Source organism: Salmonella sp. SA14318 (assembly GCF_029866905.1).
Classification (GTDB): Bacteria; Pseudomonadota; Gammaproteobacteria; order Enterobacterales; family Enterobacteriaceae; genus Salmonella; species Salmonella enterica.
Genome location: NZ_CP123282.1, coordinates 819,820 through 838,350, shown reverse-complemented (window position 1 = coordinate 838,350; position 18,531 = coordinate 819,820). Strand labels below are relative to the sequence as shown.

General features: G+C 53.8%; 18 protein-coding genes. 7 read left to right on the top strand and 11 right to left on the bottom strand.

Features of this window, described 5'->3' with window-relative positions:
- Window positions 1-305 precede the first annotated feature (305 nt).
- Together serA and rpiA are read right to left on the bottom strand one after the other, a co-directional pair.
- Window positions 306-1,538 carry a phosphoglycerate dehydrogenase gene (gene serA / locus QEN32_RS04030; RefSeq protein ID WP_001151627.1) on the bottom strand — a complete coding sequence of 411 codons (1,233 nt, stop codon included), beginning with the start codon at window positions 1,536-1,538 and terminating at the stop codon, window positions 306-308.
- A gap of 266 nt (window positions 1,539-1,804) precedes the next feature.
- A complete protein-coding gene (gene rpiA, locus QEN32_RS04025; protein ID WP_000189741.1) occupies window positions 1,805-2,464 on the bottom strand; it encodes a ribose-5-phosphate isomerase RpiA in 660 nt (219 codons plus the stop codon).
- 153 nt (window positions 2,465-2,617) lie between these two features.
- Here rpiA and argP point away from each other — a divergent pair, with 153 nt between their 5' ends.
- Window positions 2,618-3,511, top strand: coding sequence for a DNA-binding transcriptional regulator ArgP (gene argP, locus QEN32_RS04020; protein ID WP_000828345.1), 894 nt, complete (start codon window positions 2,618-2,620; stop codon window positions 3,509-3,511).
- Window positions 3,512-3,776: 265 nt separating this feature from the next.
- Here the strand turns inward: argP and QEN32_RS04015 are convergent, their stop codons facing one another.
- The 6 genes from QEN32_RS04015 to epd all read right to left on the bottom strand — a co-directional run bounded on the left by QEN32_RS04015 (window position 3,777) and on the right by epd (window position 9,958).
- Window positions 3,777-4,523 (bottom strand): oxidative stress defense protein, encoded by a 747-nt coding sequence (locus QEN32_RS04015; RefSeq protein WP_000669854.1) that lies wholly within the window; start codon window positions 4,521-4,523, stop codon window positions 3,777-3,779.
- A gap of 93 nt (window positions 4,524-4,616) precedes the next feature.
- Window positions 4,617-5,252 (bottom strand): arginine exporter ArgO, encoded by a 636-nt coding sequence (gene argO, locus QEN32_RS04010; protein ID WP_000626876.1) that lies wholly within the window; start codon window positions 5,250-5,252, stop codon window positions 4,617-4,619.
- Window positions 5,253-5,452: 200 nt separating this feature from the next.
- Window positions 5,453-6,313 (bottom strand): small-conductance mechanosensitive channel MscS, encoded by an 861-nt coding sequence (locus QEN32_RS04005; RefSeq protein WP_000389833.1) that lies wholly within the window; start codon window positions 6,311-6,313, stop codon window positions 5,453-5,455.
- Between the two features lie 232 nt (window positions 6,314-6,545).
- On the bottom strand, window positions 6,546-7,625 hold the full coding sequence (fbaA, locus tag QEN32_RS04000) for a class II fructose-bisphosphate aldolase (protein ID WP_000034386.1): 1,080 nt from the start codon (window positions 7,623-7,625) through the stop codon (window positions 6,546-6,548).
- Between the two features lie 101 nt (window positions 7,626-7,726).
- Complete coding sequence (pgk, locus tag QEN32_RS03995) at window positions 7,727-8,890, bottom strand: phosphoglycerate kinase (RefSeq protein WP_000111274.1); 1,164 nt, start codon at window positions 8,888-8,890, stop codon at window positions 7,727-7,729.
- A gap of 21 nt (window positions 8,891-8,911) precedes the next feature.
- Window positions 8,912-9,958, bottom strand: coding sequence for an erythrose-4-phosphate dehydrogenase (epd, locus tag QEN32_RS03990; RefSeq protein ID WP_000218338.1), 1,047 nt, complete (start codon window positions 9,956-9,958; stop codon window positions 8,912-8,914).
- Window positions 9,959-10,331: 373 nt separating this feature from the next.
- Here epd and QEN32_RS03985 point away from each other — a divergent pair, with 373 nt between their 5' ends.
- Genes QEN32_RS03985 through QEN32_RS03965 form a run of 5 tightly spaced genes read left to right on the top strand, consistent with a single transcriptional unit; the run spans window position 10,332 to window position 13,384 of the window.
- A complete protein-coding gene (locus QEN32_RS03985; protein WP_000218564.1) occupies window positions 10,332-10,757 on the top strand; it encodes a PPC domain-containing DNA-binding protein in 426 nt (141 codons plus the stop codon).
- 25 nt (window positions 10,758-10,782) lie between these two features.
- Complete coding sequence (locus QEN32_RS03980) at window positions 10,783-11,361, top strand: ECF transporter S component (protein WP_000124001.1); 579 nt, start codon at window positions 10,783-10,785, stop codon at window positions 11,359-11,361.
- A complete protein-coding gene (locus QEN32_RS03975; RefSeq protein ID WP_000553270.1) occupies window positions 11,362-12,069 on the top strand; it encodes an energy-coupling factor transporter transmembrane component T in 708 nt (235 codons plus the stop codon). It abuts the gene before it with no gap.
- Complete coding sequence (locus tag QEN32_RS03970) at window positions 12,057-12,734, top strand: energy-coupling factor ABC transporter ATP-binding protein (protein ID WP_001517914.1); 678 nt, start codon at window positions 12,057-12,059, stop codon at window positions 12,732-12,734. Before QEN32_RS03975 ends, QEN32_RS03970 begins: the two co-directional genes overlap by 13 nt.
- Window positions 12,728-13,384 (top strand): ATP-binding cassette domain-containing protein, encoded by a 657-nt coding sequence (locus QEN32_RS03965; RefSeq protein ID WP_023202168.1) that lies wholly within the window; start codon window positions 12,728-12,730, stop codon window positions 13,382-13,384. The genes QEN32_RS03970 and QEN32_RS03965 overlap by 7 nt, the downstream gene beginning before the upstream one ends.
- Before the next feature lie 43 nt (window positions 13,385-13,427).
- Here QEN32_RS03965 and tkt read toward each other — a convergent pair whose 3' ends face one another.
- Window positions 13,428-15,419, bottom strand: coding sequence for a transketolase (gene tkt / locus QEN32_RS03960; protein ID WP_000098648.1), 1,992 nt, complete (start codon window positions 15,417-15,419; stop codon window positions 13,428-13,430).
- Between the two features lie 275 nt (window positions 15,420-15,694).
- Here tkt and QEN32_RS03955 point away from each other — a divergent pair, with 275 nt between their 5' ends.
- Window positions 15,695-16,453, top strand: a complete 759-nt coding sequence (locus QEN32_RS03955) for a M48 family metallopeptidase (RefSeq protein WP_000701824.1) — start codon at window positions 15,695-15,697, stop codon at window positions 16,451-16,453.
- A gap of 100 nt (window positions 16,454-16,553) precedes the next feature.
- On the opposite strand, the gene speB is transcribed toward QEN32_RS03955, so the two are convergent.
- The gene (speB, locus tag QEN32_RS03950; RefSeq protein WP_000105550.1) at window positions 16,554-17,474 is read right to left on the bottom strand and encodes an agmatinase; all 921 of its coding nucleotides are present in this window, start codon (window positions 17,472-17,474) and stop codon (window positions 16,554-16,556) included.
- Window positions 17,475-17,678: 204 nt separating this feature from the next.
- Window positions 17,679-18,371, bottom strand: coding sequence for an alpha/beta hydrolase (locus QEN32_RS03945; RefSeq protein ID WP_078056615.1), 693 nt, complete (start codon window positions 18,369-18,371; stop codon window positions 17,679-17,681).
- Window positions 18,372-18,531: the final 160 nt, after the last annotated feature.

Here is an 18,531-nt window from a genome sequence, read left to right as displayed (position 1 = left end):
CCTGCGTACTCTCTGTTAATATGCTGGCGTAGCGATGATTAACAGGATCAGCAGCATGATGACGTATCTCATCATCGTCCCTTTCCTTTTTAGAGCCCCTGCTTCGGTAGGGGCTTTCCCGTTTCAGCGCTATGCTGAGCCCTTATCGTAAATTCCTTTTATTGCTGTACAACACGCAACGCTGCCTTTAATTACCAATTGCGGCAAGGCTCGAAAACAGAATGTATGCGTTACACGAAGAGATGTTGAGGCAGGGAAACCAGAAGAAAGGATGGGCAGGTCATCTCCTGCCCATTTAGAGGAAATTAGTACAGCAGACGGGCGCGAATGGTGCCCGGAATCGCCTTCATCGCCAGCAGCGCTTTCTCCGCCACATCGCCATCGGCTTCTATATCAATTACCACATACCCCATTCGGGCGGAGGTTTGCAGATACTGTGCGGCAATGTTAACGCCCTGCTCGGCAAAGATCTGGTTAAGCGCGGTCAATACGCCCGGGCGGTTTTCGTGGATGTGCATCAGGCGACGACCGCCGTGCAGCGGCAGCGACACTTCCGGGAAGTTCACGGCGGACAGCGTCGAGCCGTTATCCGAGTACTTAATCAGTTTTCCTGCGACTTCCAGACCGATGTTTTCTTGCGCCTCCTGCGTCGAGCCGCCGATATGCGGCGTCAGGATCACGTTATCGAATTCGCACAGCGGAGAGGTAAACGGATCGCTATTAGTGGCCGGTTCCGTCGGGAAGACGTCGATAGCCGCCCCCGCCAGATGTTTCGTCGCCAGCGCGTCGCACAAAGCTGGGATATCCACCACCGTACCGCGCGCGGCGTTAATCAGCAACGAACCCGGCTTCATCAGGGCTATCTCTTTTGCGCCCATCATGTTTTTGGTGGAGGCGTTTTCAGGTACGTGCAGACTGACCACATCGCTCATATTCAGCAATTCAGACAGGTGCTGCACCTGAGTTGCATTACCGAGCGGCAGTTTATTTTCAATATCATAGAAATAGACATGCATCCCCAGCGATTCCGCCAGAATGCCCAACTGCGTTCCTATATGGCCGTAACCGATAATGCCAAGCTTTTTACCGCGCGCTTCGAACGATCCCGCCGCCAGTTTATTCCATACGCCGCGGTGCGCTTTGGCGTTCGCTTCTGGCACGCCGCGCAGCAGCAGCAATAGCTCGCCAATCACCAACTCCGCCACGGAACGGGTATTCGAGAATGGCGCGTTAAAGACCGGAATACCGCGTTTTGCCGCCGCATTTAAATCCACCTGGTTGGTGCCGATGCAAAAACAGCCAATCGCCACCAGCTTCTCTGCGGCGTTAATCACTTCTTCTGTCAGATGAGTACGGGATCGCAGACCGATGAAGTGGGCATCGCGGATGGACGCTTTCAACTGTTCAGCGTCCAGCGCGCCCTTGTGATATTCAATGTTGGTGTAACCTGCCGCACGAAGGCTTTCCAGCGCCTTTTGATGCACCCCTTCAACCAGCAGAAATTTAATTTTATCTTTCTCCAGCGATACCTTTGCCATTTCCCCGATCCTGTCTTTTTTTGCCATCTGATGTTGTGTGTGGATTTGCATCCGTCCTTCAACATATCAAAAAAAATTATCACGGCAATATGAACGTTTGCGCCAGCGTCGTGAAGGAATCGCATACAGCGGGAAATAGCAGATGAAAATACCGGGAATAACTTTTTCTTTGGAGGGATCGGCAGGGCAAACGATTAAACGTGATACATGTCACCAAATTTGCCCTGACCGAATTTTTTACGCGGCAGGAAATACGCCTGGCGGGATCATTTTACGATGGTTTTCACCCCGTCCGGCGTGCCGATCAGTGCGACATCGGCGCCACGGTTGGCGAACAACCCTACGGTCACGACGCCCGGAATCGCGTTAATGGCGTTTTCCAGCGCGATGGGATCAAGGATTTCCATACCATAAACATCCAGAATCACGTTGCCGTTATCCGTGACCACGTTCTGACGGTACTCCGGACGCCCGCCCAGCTTCACCAGTTGACGAGCGACCGCGCTGCGCGCCATCGGAATCACTTCGACCGGCAACGGGAATTTGCCAAGAATATCCACCTGTTTAGAGGCATCCGCAATACAGATAAATTTCTCCGCCACGGAAGCAATAATTTTCTCACGGGTTAATGCCGCGCCGCCGCCTTTGATCATCTGCATATGACCGTTGATTTCGTCCGCGCCATCGACATAGATACCCAGGCTATCCACTTCGTTGAGGTCAAACACATGAATACCGAGGCCTTTGAGTTTTTCAGTCGAGGCGTCCGAGCTGGAGACCGCGCCTTCAATCTGGCCTTTCATTGTGCCCAGCGCATCAATAAAGTGTGCGGCCGTTGAGCCTGTACCAACGCCCACAATGGTGCCGGGCTGTACATACTGAAGTGCCGCCCATCCTACCGCTTTTTTCAGTTCATCCTGCGTCATAGATCGTTTCGCCTGTGGTGTGAAAATACAGCCGCATTATAGAACATTGTCGGGAAAAATCTCCGTGTCCGTACACAGGCTACGGATTTCATCTGTACCGACGGCAAATTTATGTCATAGTGCGGAAAAAAATAACAGGAGCATGACACAACAATGAAACGTCCGGACTACAGAACACTACAGGCGCTGGATGCCGTTATACGTGAGCGAGGATTCGAGCGCGCCGCCCAGAAGCTGTGCATCACGCAATCCGCCGTCTCACAGCGCATAAAACAGCTTGAGAATATGTTCGGACAACCTTTGTTGGTGCGTACCGTTCCTCCTCGCCCCACGGAGCAAGGGCAAAAATTACTGGCTCTGCTGCGTCAGGTTGAACTGCTGGAAGAAGAGTGGCTGGGCGATGAACAAACCGGCTCTACGCCGTTGCTGCTGTCGCTGGCGGTTAACGCCGACAGTCTGGCGACCTGGCTGCTTCCAGCGCTGGCGCCGGTGCTGGCGGACTCCCCTATCCGTCTCAATTTACAGGTGGAAGATGAAACGCGCACGCAAGAACGTCTGCGGCGCGGCGAGGTGGTGGGCGCGGTGAGTATTCAGCATCAGGCGCTGCCCAGCTGCCTGGTAGACAAACTGGGCGCACTCGACTATCTGTTTGTCGCGTCAAAGCCGTTTGCCGAGCGCTATTTCCCCAATGGCGTTACCCGGTCGTCGCTGCTGAAAGCGCCCGCCGTCGCGTTCGACCATCTGGATGATATGCATCAGGCCTTTTTACAACAGAATTTCGATCTACCGCCCGGCAGCGTGCCGTGCCATATCGTTAATTCATCCGAAGCGTTTGTACAGCTTGCGCGTCAGGGCACGACCTGCTGCATGATCCCTCACCTGCAGATTGAGAAAGAGCTGGAAAGCGGCGAGTTGATCAACTTAACGCCTGGTTTGCTACAACGCCGGATGCTTTACTGGCACCGCTTTGCCCCGGAAAGCCGGATGATGCGCAAAGTGACCGATGCGCTGCTGGAGTACGGGCACAAGGTGCTGCGTCAGGATTAGCCTCTCTATGAATGCCGGATGGCGGTGTGAACGTCTTATCCGGCCTGCATGACCCATTATTCCCTCGTCACTTCTTTGAAATTCATCACAAAATCATTGCGTTCAGGCGGCAAAAAACGACACGCCATTGGCTATTTTTTGCTGGCGGCAAGGCGATTCAAAACGCTCACCGTATTAGCAAATCTTCATTTCATTGCGTAATACGGAGTAAAAAACGCGAACATCGGGAGAAAACTCGGCCTGGAAGCGCCCAGGCCGGGCGAGATTACTGCGTGCTGGCGGCCGTGGTCGACGTCTGCCCTGTTCCAGGTTCAAGCTGGAATACCACATCGACCTGATCGTCGAACTGAATGGTCGGCTGCTCGTAAGTTTCCTGCGCGGATACCGGCGCAGCATCTGCGGCTTTCATCATTCGCACCACCGGACTCGGCTGATAATTAGAGACATGGTAACGAACGCTGTAAACCGGCCCCAATTTGCTGTTAAAACCGGCTGCCAGCGCTTGCGCCTGATGAATCGCGTCATCAATGGCGGCTTTGCGGGCCTTGTCTTTATAGGCGTCCGGTTGCGCTACGCCCAGCGACACCGAACGAATCTCGTTCAGACCCGCCTTCAGCGCGCCATCCAGCAGCGAATTAAGTTTATCTAACTGACGCAGCGTCACCTCAACGGTTCGCACCGCGCGATATCCTTTCAGAATGCTTTTACCGTTTTGGTAATCATAATCCGGCTGCGTGCGCAGATTCGCCGCGCTAATGTCTTTTTTCGCAATCTGATTTTGCTCAAGGAAGGAAAGATATTGCGCCACGCGCTCATCGGCCTGCTTCTTCGCCGTCGCCGCATCCTTCGCCGCGACGTTCACTTCAATCGCTAAGGTGGCGATATCAGGCACAGCATCGACGCTTGCCGTACCGGAAGTCACGATGTGCGGGCCTTCCGGCAATTCGCTTGCCTGCGCCGACATTGCACTTAAACCCACTAATGCCGCCAGGGCCATCACTTTGAACTTCACAGTCTCTCCTCCATATTGCAGTCATTGCCCTGATATACAGGGCGCATGCAGGCAAGCTTAGCGGATATCGGCCTGTTGTCCATCAGACAACGCTTAGTTGAAAAGCGCGTGCATATGCGCGACGCCTTCCCGCGCCAGTTGGAAGGCGATAAGCCACATCACCACCCCTACCAGAATGTTGATAATGCGTTGAGCTTTCGCCGTACGCAGTCGAGGCGCAAGCCAGGCCGCCAGTAGCGCTAACCCAAAAAACCACAAGAACGATGCGCTAATCGTGCCGAGGGCGAACCAGCGCTTTGGCTCCATAGCCAGTTGCCCGCCGAGACTGCCCAACACGACAAACGTATCCAGATAAACGTGCGGATTCAGCCACGTTACCGCCAGCATCGTAGCAATAATTTTCCAGCGCCCCTGCTTCATAACCTCGGCGCTGGCCAGCTCCAGATTACTGCTCATTGCCGTTTTCAGCGCGCCAAAACCGTACCATAACAAGAACGCGACCCCGCCCCATGTGACCAGCGCCAGCAGCCACGGCGACTGCATCAGCAACGCGCTGCCGCCAAAAATACCGGCGCTAATCAGGACTAAATCACTTAACGCGCAAAGCAGCGCTATCATGAGGTGGTACTGGCGGCGAATTCCCTGATTCATCACAAACGCATTTTGCGGGCCAAGCGGAAGGATCATGGCGGCGCCAAGGGCAAGCCCTTGAAAATAATAAGATATCACGTTAACTACCCTGAGCTGTTTTTCTTAAAGGCAGACTATAGCGCGGGAATATTATTAGCGGAAATTGATAATTTTAATCACTAATAAGAAAAGCTAATGAAGAGACTGAATAACGGATGGCGGCTACGCTTATCCGCTCAATAACCAGAGAATACTGGAGGCGGATAAGCGCAGCGCCGGCAGGCAGCACGGGAGGAAAATTACTCCGCGGCGTTATCTTTCACGCGTTTAAAATTGACGTCCATCTGCGGGTACGGGAAGCTAATACCAGCGGCGTCGAATTCACGTTTAATACGTTCCAGCACGTCCCAATAGACATTTTGCAGGTCGCTGCTTTTACTCCAGACACGCACCACAAAATTAATTGATGAGGCGCCCAGCTCATTCAAACGCACCGTCATTTCGCGATCTTTTAAAATACGATCGTCGGACTCGATAATCGTCGTTAGCAGCTGTTTCACCTGATCGATATCCGAATCGTAGGCCACCCCAATAATGAATTCGTTACGGCGAACCGGCTCACGAGAATAGTTGATGATATTTCCCGCGATAATTTTGCCATTCGGAATCACAATAATTTTGCCGTCTACCGCGCGCATTGTCGTGGAAAAGATTTGCACGTTCAGTACCGTACCGGCAACGCCGCCCAAATCGACATACTCACCGGCGCGGAACGGACGGAACATAACCAGCAATACCCCAGCCGCAAGGTTAGAAAGCGATCCCTGTAATGCCAGGCCAACGGCTAAACCAGCGGCGCCCAGTACGGCAATAACCGAGGCGGTTTGAACCCCCACGCGACCCAGAGCCGCAATCAGCGTAAAAGCGATAACCCCATAGCGCACCAGCGCAGAAAGAAAGTCGGCTACTGTCGCATCAATATGACGCGCACGCATCAGACGATTTACCGTATTGGAGATCACGCGCGCTACAATCAAGCCGATGATGATAATAGCGATAGCCGCAACAATATTCACAGCATAGCTGAGCAATAACGCCTGGTTGCGTACCAGCCAGGTGCCCGCACCATTTATGCTGTCGACAACATTCAAATCTTCCATTCAATATTCCTTGGTCATAGCAAAACAAGCAAATGAGATCATTCTCACGAAAAGAACTTTTTAAAGGTAAACAAAAACAGAGGAATATGCCATTTTTCGGCATCATCCCAAAACCAAAAAAGGCAGGTACATTGTGAGTTGGCCGGATGAAAGCGCTAACTAACGCCGCTCTCCGGAAATAACGATAAAAAAATGGCTTCCCGAGGGAAGCCATTTCAATCAGCAGACTATATTACAGAACGTCAATCGCGTTCAGTTCTTTAAATGCTTTTTCCAGACGAGCGATCATCGAAGTCTGGCCAGCACGCAGCCATACGCGCGGGTCATAGTATTTCTTGTTCGGCTGATCTTCGCCTTTCGGGTTGCCCAGCTGACCTTGCAGATACGCTTCGTTTTCTTTGTAGTAGTTCAGAACACCTTCCCAGGTTGCCCATTGGGTATCGGTATCGATGTTCATTTTCACTACGCCGTAGCTTACGGAGTCTTTGATTTCCTGAGCAGTAGAACCGGAACCGCCGTGGAAAACGAAGTTCAGGCTGTTGTGCGGCAGGTTGTGTTTCTTAGAAACATAGTCCTGAGAATCACGCAGAATGGTCGGGGTCAGAACCACGTTACCCGGCTTGTAAACGCCGTGTACGTTACCGAAGGAAGCGGCAATGGTGAAACGCGGGCTGATTTTGCTCAGCTCAGTGTACGCGTAATCAACGTCTTCCGGCTGGGTGTACAGGGCAGAAGCGTCCATGTGGCTGTTGTCCACGCCGTCTTCTTCGCCACCGGTGCAACCCAGTTCGATTTCCAGAGTCATGCCAATTTTGGACATGCGCGCCAGGTATTTGGAGCAGATTTCGATGTTTTCGTGCAGAGACTCTTCAGACAGGTCAATCATGTGAGAAGAGAACAGCGGTTTACCGGTAGCCGCGAAGTGTTTTTCACCCGCGTCCAGCAGACCGTCGATCCACGGCAGCAGTTTCTTCGCGCAGTGGTCAGTGTGCAGGATAACCGGAACGCCATAATGTTCAGCCATCTGATGAACGTGATGCGCGCCAGAGATAGCGCCCAGGATTGCCGCGCCCTGAGGTACGTCAGTTTTCACGCCTTTACCCGCGATGAAGGACGCGCCGCCGTTGGAGAACTGAACGATGACCGGTGCTTTAACTTTTGCAGCGGTTTCCAGAACAGCGTTGATGGAATCAGTGCCCACGCAGTTAACTGCCGGCAGAGCAAAATTGTTTTCTTTTGCTACCTGGAACACTTTCTGTACGTCATCACCAGTGATCACGCCTGGTTTTACGAAATCAAAAATTTTAGACATGTTTCGTTGTCCTGTATCGTCGGGCTTTGGGAAAAAACACGGGCCGCCCTGAATGTCAGATCGGCGATAAATCAACGGGCAGGAATCCCTGCCCGTAACGATTACTTCTTAGCGCGCTCTTCGAGCATCGCTACGGCTGGCAGAACTTTACCTTCCACGAATTCGAGGAATGCGCCGCCGCCAGTAGAAATGTAGGAAATTTTGTCAGCAATGCCGAACAGGTCGATTGCCGCCAGGGTGTCGCCGCCGCCAGCGATGGAAAACGCTTCGCTATCAGCGATGGCATTCGCCACGATTTCAGTCCCTTTACGGAAGTTCGGGAACTCAAACACGCCAACCGGGCCGTTCCACAGAATGGTTTTGGCATTCTTGAGGATTTCAGCCAGCTGCTGAGCGGAAGCATCGCCGATATCCAGGATCTGCTCGTCTTCTTTCACGTCGTTAACGGATTTCAGAGTCGCCGGTGCGGTTTCGGAGAACTCGGTGGCAACGCGAACATCGGTCGGAACCGGGATATCGCAAGTGGTCAGCAGACGTTTTGCTTCGTCAACCAGGTCAGCTTCGTACAGGGATTTACCGACGCTGTGGCCCTGAGCGGCAACGAAGGTGTTGGCGATACCGCCGCCGACAATCAGCTGGTCAGCGATTTTAGACAGGGAATCCAGAACGGTCAGTTTGGTAGATACTTTAGAACCACCAACGATAGCCACCATCGGACGAGCCGGTTCTTTCAGCGCTTTACCCAGCGCATCCAGTTCAGCGGCCAGCAGCGGGCCTGCGCACGCAACATCAGCAAATTTGCCGATACCGTGGGTAGAAGCCTGCGCGCGGTGCGCGGTACCAAAGGCGTCCATCACGAATACGTCACACAGGGCGGCGTATTTTTTAGACAGCGCTTCGTCGTCTTTCTTTTCGCCTTTGTTAAAGCGAACGTTTTCCAGAACCACCAGCTCACCTTCGGCCACGTCAACGCCGTCCAGGTAATCTTTGACCAGGCGAACCGGATTAGACAGTTTGTCTTTCAGGTAGTTAACAACCGGCAGCAGAGAGAATTCTTCGTTGTACTCGCCTTCGGTAGGACGACCCAGGTGGGAAGTTACCATCACTTTCGCGCCCTGTTTCAGAGCCAGTTCAATGGTCGGCAGAGAAGCGCGGATACGCGCGTCGCTGGTCACTTTCCCTTCTTTAACAGGTACGTTCAGATCCGCACGGATAAAAACGCGTTTCCCGGCCAGATCCAGATCGGTCATCTTAATTACAGACATGGTGAATCCTCTCAATGATGCTTAAAGTTTTGTCGACGCTGACGCGTCGAGCCTGAAACCAACTGCGGCCATCGCTAACGTGGTGTCGAGCATCCGGTTAGCAAAGCCCCATTCATTATCGCACCAGACCAGCGTCTTGATCAGGTGGGCGCCACTGACCCGGGTTTGCGTGCCATCAACAATGGCGCTGTGCGGGTCGTGGTTAAAATCTATCGAGACCAACGGTGATTCCGTATAGTCAACTATACCATGAAATGCACCTTGTGCTGCTTTTTGCAGCAACTGGTTGACTTCACTGGCTTTTACTGGTTTTTTCACCGTCACGCTTAAATCGATCGCCGTCACATTAATGGTTGGAACGCGCACCGCAATCGCCTCAAAACGATCGTTAAACTGCGGGAATATACGCGTAATGCCTGCCGCCAGTTTTGTATCTACCGGGATAATCGACTGGCTGGCCGCGCGCGTGCGCCGCAGATCGGAGTGATACGCGTCGATCACCTGCTGATCGTTCATCGCGGAGTGGATCGTCGTGACGGTACCAGACTCGATGCCGTAAGCATCATCCAACAATTTAATGACGGGAATTATGCAATTCGTGGTACAGGACGCGTTTGAGACAATACGATGTTCCGCACGCAGTTGGTTCTGGTTCACGCCAAAAACGACGGTGGCGTCAAGATCGTTGCTGCCCGGATGAGAAAAGAGCACTTTCTTCGCGCCTGCGGCAATATGCGCCTCACCATGCTCCCGGTTGCCATATACGCCCGTACAATCCAACACGACATCCACGCCCAGTTCGCGCCACGGCAGATCCGCCAGTGTTCTTTCATGCAGAATACGAATGACGTCGTCACCGACAAAAAGCTGCTCGCGCTCGTGGCGAACCTCCCATGCAAAACGCCCGTGGCTGGTATCGTATTTCAACAAATGCGCCATGCCTGCGGCATCCGCCAGCTCGTTGATGGCCACCACGGTAATTTCCGCCCGACGTCCGGATTCATACAAAGCACGAACCACGTTACGCCCGATGCGACCAAAGCCATTAATCGCTATGCGTACGGTCATAGGTCTCCTGCAAGGCTATCCCGATTCAGATGAGGCTGACAGAGTAATGCAGCTCATCGTCGAGTAAAACCTCACCTGTCGCAAACTGCGACTGATTGGTTAATTGTCGAACATTTAATTAACTGAAACGCTTCAGCTAGAATAAGCGAAACGGGGAATAAAAGGAATGTTTGTCCAGTCGAAGAAGACAGTTATCTGACCTGCATCACATTTCATGGCCGCTTACGCTGCAATTTATTCCATATTTAAGAATCACCAGTTCATCCGTCAGATCTTTTCATCGTCGCGTCACAAATACTGATTTATATCAGAAAGCGCTGTCGCCAGCGTCTATATTATCAGCGCCACGTCCGAGTCTCGGAGTCCTGTAACGATGACTGTATCTCACCACAATGCCTCTACAGCGCGCTTTTACGCGCTTCGTCTGCTTCCCGGCCAGGAAGTGTTTTCCCAATTACACGCCTTTGTGCAACAGAACCAATTACATGCCGCCTGGATAGCAGGGTGTACCGGCAGTCTGACCGATGTTGCGCTGCGTTATGCCGGGCAAGAGGCGACCACATCGCTCACCGGCACGTTTGAAGTTATCTCGCTAAACGGCACGCTTGAATTGACCGGCGAGCATCTGCATCTCGCGGTATCGGATCCCTACGGGGCCATGCTCGGCGGCCATATGATGCCAGGGTGTACCGTGCGTACCACGCTGGAACTGGTTATCGGCGAGCTGCCAGCGCTGACGTTCAGCCGTCAACCGTGCGCCATTTCCGGTTATGACGAACTGCATATTTCTTCCCGTTAATTGACGACTCTTTAAGAGGTACTTTATGGCGCGTCGCCCGTTTTCCAGCCAGTCTCTGGTGCTGATTGTCATCGCTATTGCCATCAATATGATTGGCGGACAGCTTATTAGCATGTTGAAGCTGCCTATTTTTCTCGACTCGATCGGCACCTTAATTAGTGCGGTGCTGTTAGGGCCGTTCATCGGCATGTTGACTGGGCTTCTGACCAACTTGCTGTGGGGGCTACTTACCGACCCTATCGCTGCCGCGTTTGCCCCGGTAGCGATGGTTATCGGTCTGGTCGCCGGGTGGCTGGCGCGCGCAGGCTGGTTTCGTACCCTGCCCAAAGTGATCGTCAGCGGCGTCGTCATTACGTTAGCGGTGACGCTGGTCGCCGTACCGCTTCGTACCGCGCTTTTTGGCGGCGTTACCGGCAGCGGCGCTGATTTATTCGTCGCCTGGATGCATTCAATGGGCCAAAACCTGGTGGAGTCGGTCGCGATTACCGTCATAGGCGCTAATCTGGTCGATAAAATTCTGACGGCGATCATCGTTTGGGTGCTGCTGCGTCAGCTACCGTTACGTACGACACGGCATTTTCCTGCGATGTCAGCCGTACGCTAAATGCATCCGTTTACCTCGTTAACCTTATGGGCGTTGGCGGCCTGCACCACGCTGCTACTCCCTGCGCAGACCGTGCTCCCGGTTTATAGCGCGGCGGCCTTCCTCTGTCTGCTGGCGCTGAAATCAACGCGGCGGCGGGCGAAGTATGTCGCCTGGCTGATGCTGTCTTTAGGGTTTGGGCTATGGCTGGTACATGGCGGTTGGCTAACGGAATGGATAAGCGGGCAGCCTCGCGATCCGCAGCGCTGGGTATATGCCGTTACGCTATGGCTACGTCTGCTGGCGATCGTGTCGACGTCGCAGCTATGGATGCAGTATGTGCCGGTTCAGCGATTTATTCGCGCCCTGTTCGCTTCACGTCTGCCGCCCGGCATCGCTTACCTGTTCGCTGGCCCGCTGCTGGTCGTCGAACAGCTCAAACGACAACTGACGATCGTTCATGAAGCCCAGCGCGCGCGCGGCGTACCGCTGGATGAAGGCTGGTATCAGCGGCTACGGGCTATGCCTGCGCTGATCGTGCCGCTTACGCAAAATGCGCTTAACGATCTGACAATACGCGGCGCGGCGTTGGATATGCGGGGGTTTCGGCTGCATCGAGCCCGAACCACGCTGTGGGCGCCGAAAGATAGCATGTTACAACGGGTTGCGCGGTATGGCATGGTACTGCTAATACTGGCGGAAGCGGGAGTGTGGATATGGTTACGTTAGAGCAGTTTCGTTATCTTCCGTCCGATGCGACACGCCCGCCGGCATGTTTTGATTTCCACTATTCAACACCCGGAATAGTGGCGATAGTCGGCGATAACGGCAGCGGAAAAAGTACGCTGGCGCAACTGATGGCTGGCTGGTATCCGGATTATCTTCCCGGTGATATTGACGGCACAGGCTTACTGCTTGGCGTCCCTATCGGGCGGCTACCGCTGGTAGAACAGTCGCCCACCATCCAGTTGGTGCAGCAATCGCCATATTTACAGCTTTCCGGCTGTACCTTTAGCGTAGAGGAAGAAGTGGCGTTTGGCCCGGAGAATCTCGGCCTCCATGAAGCAGAAATTCTACGGCGCATTGACGAGGCGCTGACTCTGACAAACTGCCAGTCGTTACGCCATCGCCATCCCGGCACGCTCTCCGGCGGCGAAACGCAGCGGGTAGTGATTGCCAGCGCGCTTGCCATGCAGCCCAGACTATTAGTTCTTGATGAAGCCTTCAGTCGGCTGACGTCAGCGGCCACCGGGACACTGCTGGAACGGTTACAACAGTGGGCGCTGGAACGTCATTCTCTCATTGTGCTTTTTGAACGTAATCACTTTCCTTTTCTGACGCGATGCCAGCGGGTATGGCAATTGCGCGACGGAGCGCTAACCCCATTATGTTGACGTTAAATCAGGTCGCTTATCGTTGGCCGGATGCCGCAGCCGACTGTCTGCACGCCATCTCGCTTGAACTTCGTGACGGCGAATGGCTGGCGTTGACCGGCGATAACGGCGCGGGAAAATCAACGCTGTTACGGATTATGGCCGGCCTGCTTTCCCCCACTTCCGGCTCGGTAACGCTTAATGGAGAGCCGATTGCGCAGCTTAAAAATCGTCAACGCGCCGCCGCTATCGGCGTACTCTTTCAGGAAGCGGAAAACCAGATTTTCCACAGCAATGTCGCACAAGAGGTCGCTTTTGGGCTGAAACTACAACGCTTATCGGCGGAGGAAATTTCACGGCGCACGCAGGCCGCGCTGCGGTTATGCCAGCTAACGGACGTCGCCGAGGCGCACCCGCTTGATCTGCACGCCGCGCAGCGCCGGATGGTGGCGGTCGCCAGTCTGGAGGCGATGGCGCCGCCGGTGTTATTGCTGGATGAACCCAGCCGGGATTTTGACGCCCACTGGCTAACCGTATTTGAACACTGGCTGGCGACATGCCGGGCACGGGGAGCCAGCGTCGTGGCGATTAGCCATGACGCTGCGTTTGCCCGGCGTCATTTTTCACGGGTGGTACGGCTGGAAAACGGCAGGTTGTCAAAGGGGGAATAAAAAACGGGTCGCCGAAGCGACCCGTTTTATGCCGTATTAAGGATTACAGCAGCGCTTTCGCTTTGGCGATCACGTTGTCCACCGTGAAGCCAAACTCTTCAAACAGCAGCTCTGCCGGGGCGGATTCACCGAAGGTGGTCATCCCGACAATAGCGCCGTTCAGGCCGACGTATTTGAACCAGTAGTCAGCGATACCCGCTTCAATCGCCACACGCGCAGAGACCGCTTTCGGCAGCACGGATTCACGGTAGGCCGCATCCTGCTTGTCGAATGCGTCGGTGGACGGCATGGAAACCACGCGCGCCTTCACGCCTTCGGCAGTCAGTTTTTCGTAAGCGGCAACCGCCAGCTCAACCTCAGAACCGGTCGCAATGAAGATAATCTGCGGCTGGCCCGCACAATCTTTCAGTACGTAACCACCGCGGGCGATATTCGCCAGTTGCTCTTCAGTACGTTCCTGCTGCGCCAGGTTCTGACGGGAGAGGATCAGCGCGGTTGGGCCATCCTGACGCTCTACGCCATATTTCCACGCCACCGCGGATTCCACCTGGTCGCACGGACGCCATGTGGACATGTTCGGCGTTACGCGCAGGCTTGCCACCTGCTCGACCGGCTGGTGCGTCGGGCCATCTTCGCCCAGACCGATGGAGTCGTGGGTGTAAACCATCACCTGACGCTGTTTCATCAACGCTGCCATACGCACTGCGTTACGGGCATATTCGACGAACATCAGGAAGGTGGAGGTGTACGGCAGGAAACCGCCGTGCAGGGCGATACCGTTGGCGATAGCGGTCATACCGAATTCGCGCACACCGTAGTGAATATAGTTACCCGCTGCGTCTTCGTTGATAGCCTTAGAACCGGACCACAGGGTCAGGTTAGACGGTGCCAGGTCAGCGGAGCCGCCGAGGAATTCCGGCAACAGCGGACCGAAGGCTTCGATGGCATTCTGGGACGCTTTGCGGCTGGCGATTTTCGCCGGGTTAGCCTGCAGTTTAGCGATGAATTCATTCGCTTTCGCATCGAAGTCAGCCGGCATGTCGCCTTTCATACGACGAGTGAATTCAGCAGCTTCCTGCGGGAAGGCTTTCTCATAAGCCGCGAATTTCTCATTCCATGCAGACTCTTTCGCCTGGCCGGCTTCTTTCGCATCCCATTGGGCGTAGATTTCAGACGGGATTTCGAACGGCGCGTATTTCCAGCCCAACTGTTCGCGGGTCAGCGCGATTTCCGCGTCGCCCAGCGGCGCGCCATGGGAATCGTGGGTACCCTGTTTGTTCGGCGAACCGAAACCGATGATGGTTTTGCACATCAGCAGAGACGGTTTGTCAGTCACGGCGCGAGCTTCTTCCGTGGCGCGTTTAATGGCGTCGGCATCGTGACCGTCAATGCCACGGATAACGTGCCAGCCGTAGGCTTCAAAACGTTTCGCGGTGTCATCGGTGAACCAGCCTTCAACGTGACCGTCGATAGAGATACCGTTGTCATCATAGAACGCGATCAGTTTGCCCAGTTTCAGAGTACCAGCCAGAGAGCACACTTCGTGAGAAATGCCTTCCATCATGCAGCCGTCGCCCATAAAGACGTAGGTGAAGTGGTCAACGATATCGTGGCCAGGACGGTTAAACTGCGCCGCCAGAGTTTTCTCGGCAATCGCCATCCCGACGGCGTTGGCAATACCCTGACCCAGCGGGCCAGTAGTGGTTTCAACGCCAGCGGTGTAGCCCACTTCCGGGTGACCAGGGGTTTTTGAATGTAGCTGACGGAAATTCTGCAGTTCGGACATCGGCAGGTCATAGCCGGTGAGGTGCAGCAGGCTGTAAATCAGCATTGAGCCGTGGCCATTGGACAGCACGAAGCGGTCGCGGTCGGCCCAGGACGGGTTGGTCGGGTTGTGGTTCAGGAAATCACGCCACAGGACTTCGGCAATGTCAGCCATACCCATCGGGGCACCCGGGTGACCGGATTTGGCTTTCTGTACTGCGTCCATGCTCAGCGCACGAATAGCATTGGCAAGCTCTTTACGTGAGGACATTTTGACTCCAGATCGGATGTTGAAAGGCCATGCCCGTAACGACTTGACGACAGCGCGTTTTGGGCTACGCCGGAAAATTTGCCAACAATTTACCCCAAGCCGCGCGTCATGTACATGGAACATCCTTTTACCGCTTCAGAAATCTCCGGATCGTGCTCGCATGTTGCGCAATTAGCTAACTTGCCTGCCACGCTTTTCTTTATACTTAACCCAGGCGCTAATTCATCTGCAACGGGCGCATTTCAAAATAATATTAATTCGTATGGAAGAGAAAAATGAAAATTCGCGCTTTACTGCTTGCTTTGGGCATGGCGACGGTGCTGACCGGTTGCCAGAATATGGACTCTAATGGACTGCTTTCTTCGGGTGCTGAAGCTTTTCAGGCCTATACGTTAAGCGATGCGCAGGTAAAAGCGCTGAGCGATCAATCCTGTCAAGAGCTCGACAGCAAAGCGAAAATCGCGCCGGCGAGCAGCGAATACGCTAAACGACTGGCAAAAATTGCCGCTGCGCTGGGGGATAACATTAACGGCCAGCCGGTGAACTATAAGGTTTACGAGACGAAAGACGTCAACGCGTTTGCCATGGCGAACGGTTGTATTCGCGTCTACAGCGGACTAATGGATATGATGACCGACAACGAAGTTGAAGCCGTGATCGGCCATGAAATGGGCCATGTCGCGCTGGGTCATGTAAAGAAAGGGATGCAGGTCGCGCTGGGCACTAACGCCGTGCGCGTCGCGGCGGCATCGGCAGGAGGCGTTGTCGGCAGCCTGTCGCAATCACAGCTTGGCGATCTTGGCGAAAAACTGGTGAACTCGCAGTTCTCCCAGCGTCAGGAGTCCGAAGCGGATGATTATTCTTACGATCTGTTGCGCAAACGCGGTATCAGTCCGGCAGGACTCGCCACCAGCTTTGAGAAACTGGCAAAACTGGAAGCGGGTCGTCAAAGCTCGATGTTCGACGATCACCCGGCGTCCGCCGCACGCGCACAGCATGTGCGCGATCGTATGAGCGCAGACGGGATCAAATAACCCCCGAACAGTGCCGGATGACGGCGTGAACGCCTTATCCGGCCTACACAGGCCCGGTAAGCGTAGGCCGGATAAGCGCAGTGCCATCCGGCAAAACAACTTACTCGCCCTTCTTCGCCGCCTGGATATAGAGCATTTCTAATGCCAGCGTCGCGGCCGCCAGAGCGGTGATCTCCGACTGATCGTAAGCCGGCGCGACTTCCACTACATCCATACCGACAATGTTCAGATCTTTCAGACCGCGTACCAGTTTAATGGCGCGATCGGAGGTCAGGCCGCCGATCACCGGCGTACCGGTACCAGGCGCAAACGCCGGGTCCAGACAGTCGATATCAAAGGTCAGATAGACCGGCATATCGCCGACGATCTGTTTCACCTGAGCGAGAATATCATCCACGCCGCGATCGTTGACCTGGCAGGCATCCAGCACGGTAAAGCCATTGTCTTTGTCAAACTCAGTGCGAATACCGATCTGTACCGAATGATGCGGATCGATCAGGCCTTCTTTCGGCGCGGTGTAGAACATCGTGCCGTGATCGAATTCGCAGCCGTTAGCGTAGGTATCGGTATGCGCGTCAAAATGTACCAGCGCCATTTTGCCAAAATGTTTCGCGTGGGCGCGCAGCAGCGGCAGCGTGACGAAGTGGTCGCCGCCGAAAGAGAGCATACGCTTGCCTGCAGACAGCAGTTTTTCAGCGTGCGCCTGTAATTTTTCGCTCATTTCACGGGCATCGCCAAACGCATACACCAAATCGCCGCAGTCCACGACGTTCAGGCGCTCGCGCATGTCAAAATTCCACGGGAAACGGTGATGTTCCCAGGCGAGGTTGGTCGACACCTGACGGATCGCCGCCGGGCCATGACGGCCGCCAGCGCGACCGGACGTTGCCATATCAAACGGTACGCCAGTGATCACCCAGTCGGCATCGCTGTCATACGGCTGGAAGTTCATTGGCAGACGTAAAAAACCAAACGCATTAGAAACCAGTGAGTTATCGTACTGATGACCTAAGGTGCTCATGGCAAAAACCTCTTCTTAGTCAATATAAAAAAACCCTCCCGCGTCGTTAGGCCCGACGAGGAAGGGTTTGAATTTGTTTACGGCTCAAAGTTTACTCTGACAGACCGCATTATTGAAGTCAGTTTAGCCAGGTACTGTAGACAACGCCCGAAAAAAATATATATCCAGCGCAAATCAGTAGGCTCATACGTCCATCGCGGTCAGTTAAGAGGCCTTAGGGATTTGCCGCTGTAAAAACTCAAGCACTAATGCGTAAAACAGCGGTGTTTTTCCTGGCGTCTGGAAAATGGCGTGACCGCTACCGGGAATGAGGGTCATCTCCGCCTGAGGCATTCCTTTACCATAAAAAATTTCCATCCCCTGCATGTAATGGGCCGTAGCAAAGCGATGCGTTGCGCCGCCGACGATAGCAACGCGCGCTAGATCTGGGTATCGGCTGGTTAACTTCAGAACGACCATGCCGCCATCGCTGTAACCCATCACCAGCGGTTTTTCCAGCTTCAGCGCTTTAACAAAAGCCGCCATATCTTCCGCCATCAGATCATAGCTAAACGTTCCTTGCGAGTTATTGGTTAATCCATGTCCACGACTGTCCGGCATGATGACGCGAAAATATCGAGATGCCTCTTTCGCTAATCCCTGCCAGCTTTTCGCCGTCAGACCACCACCGTGAATCAACAGCAGCGGAGGCCCCTCGCCCTCTTCAACGTAATGAATTTTGATACCATTCGCTTCCACAAATTTATCTTTGTCCATCGTTGTTGCTGAAGCATTTATTAAAAATATAGTATTGATAATAAAAATAAATGCGAATTTAAAAATATGATTCATAACACCTCGCCAATCACTTTCCGTGTAAAAGACCATATTATTCAGATTGAACAAAAATAATATCAAAATCGATTTGTATCATTTTCACTTATTTACCGTGGAGACCCCGCATCATCTTTTTACAGAACGTAAAAAGCCTTTCCGCGATTAGCCTCAACGCGAAAAGGCTCTGAAGTCAGAAAAGTGCCACCTTATTCATTCTGGCTGCAATTCAGGATGACTTGAA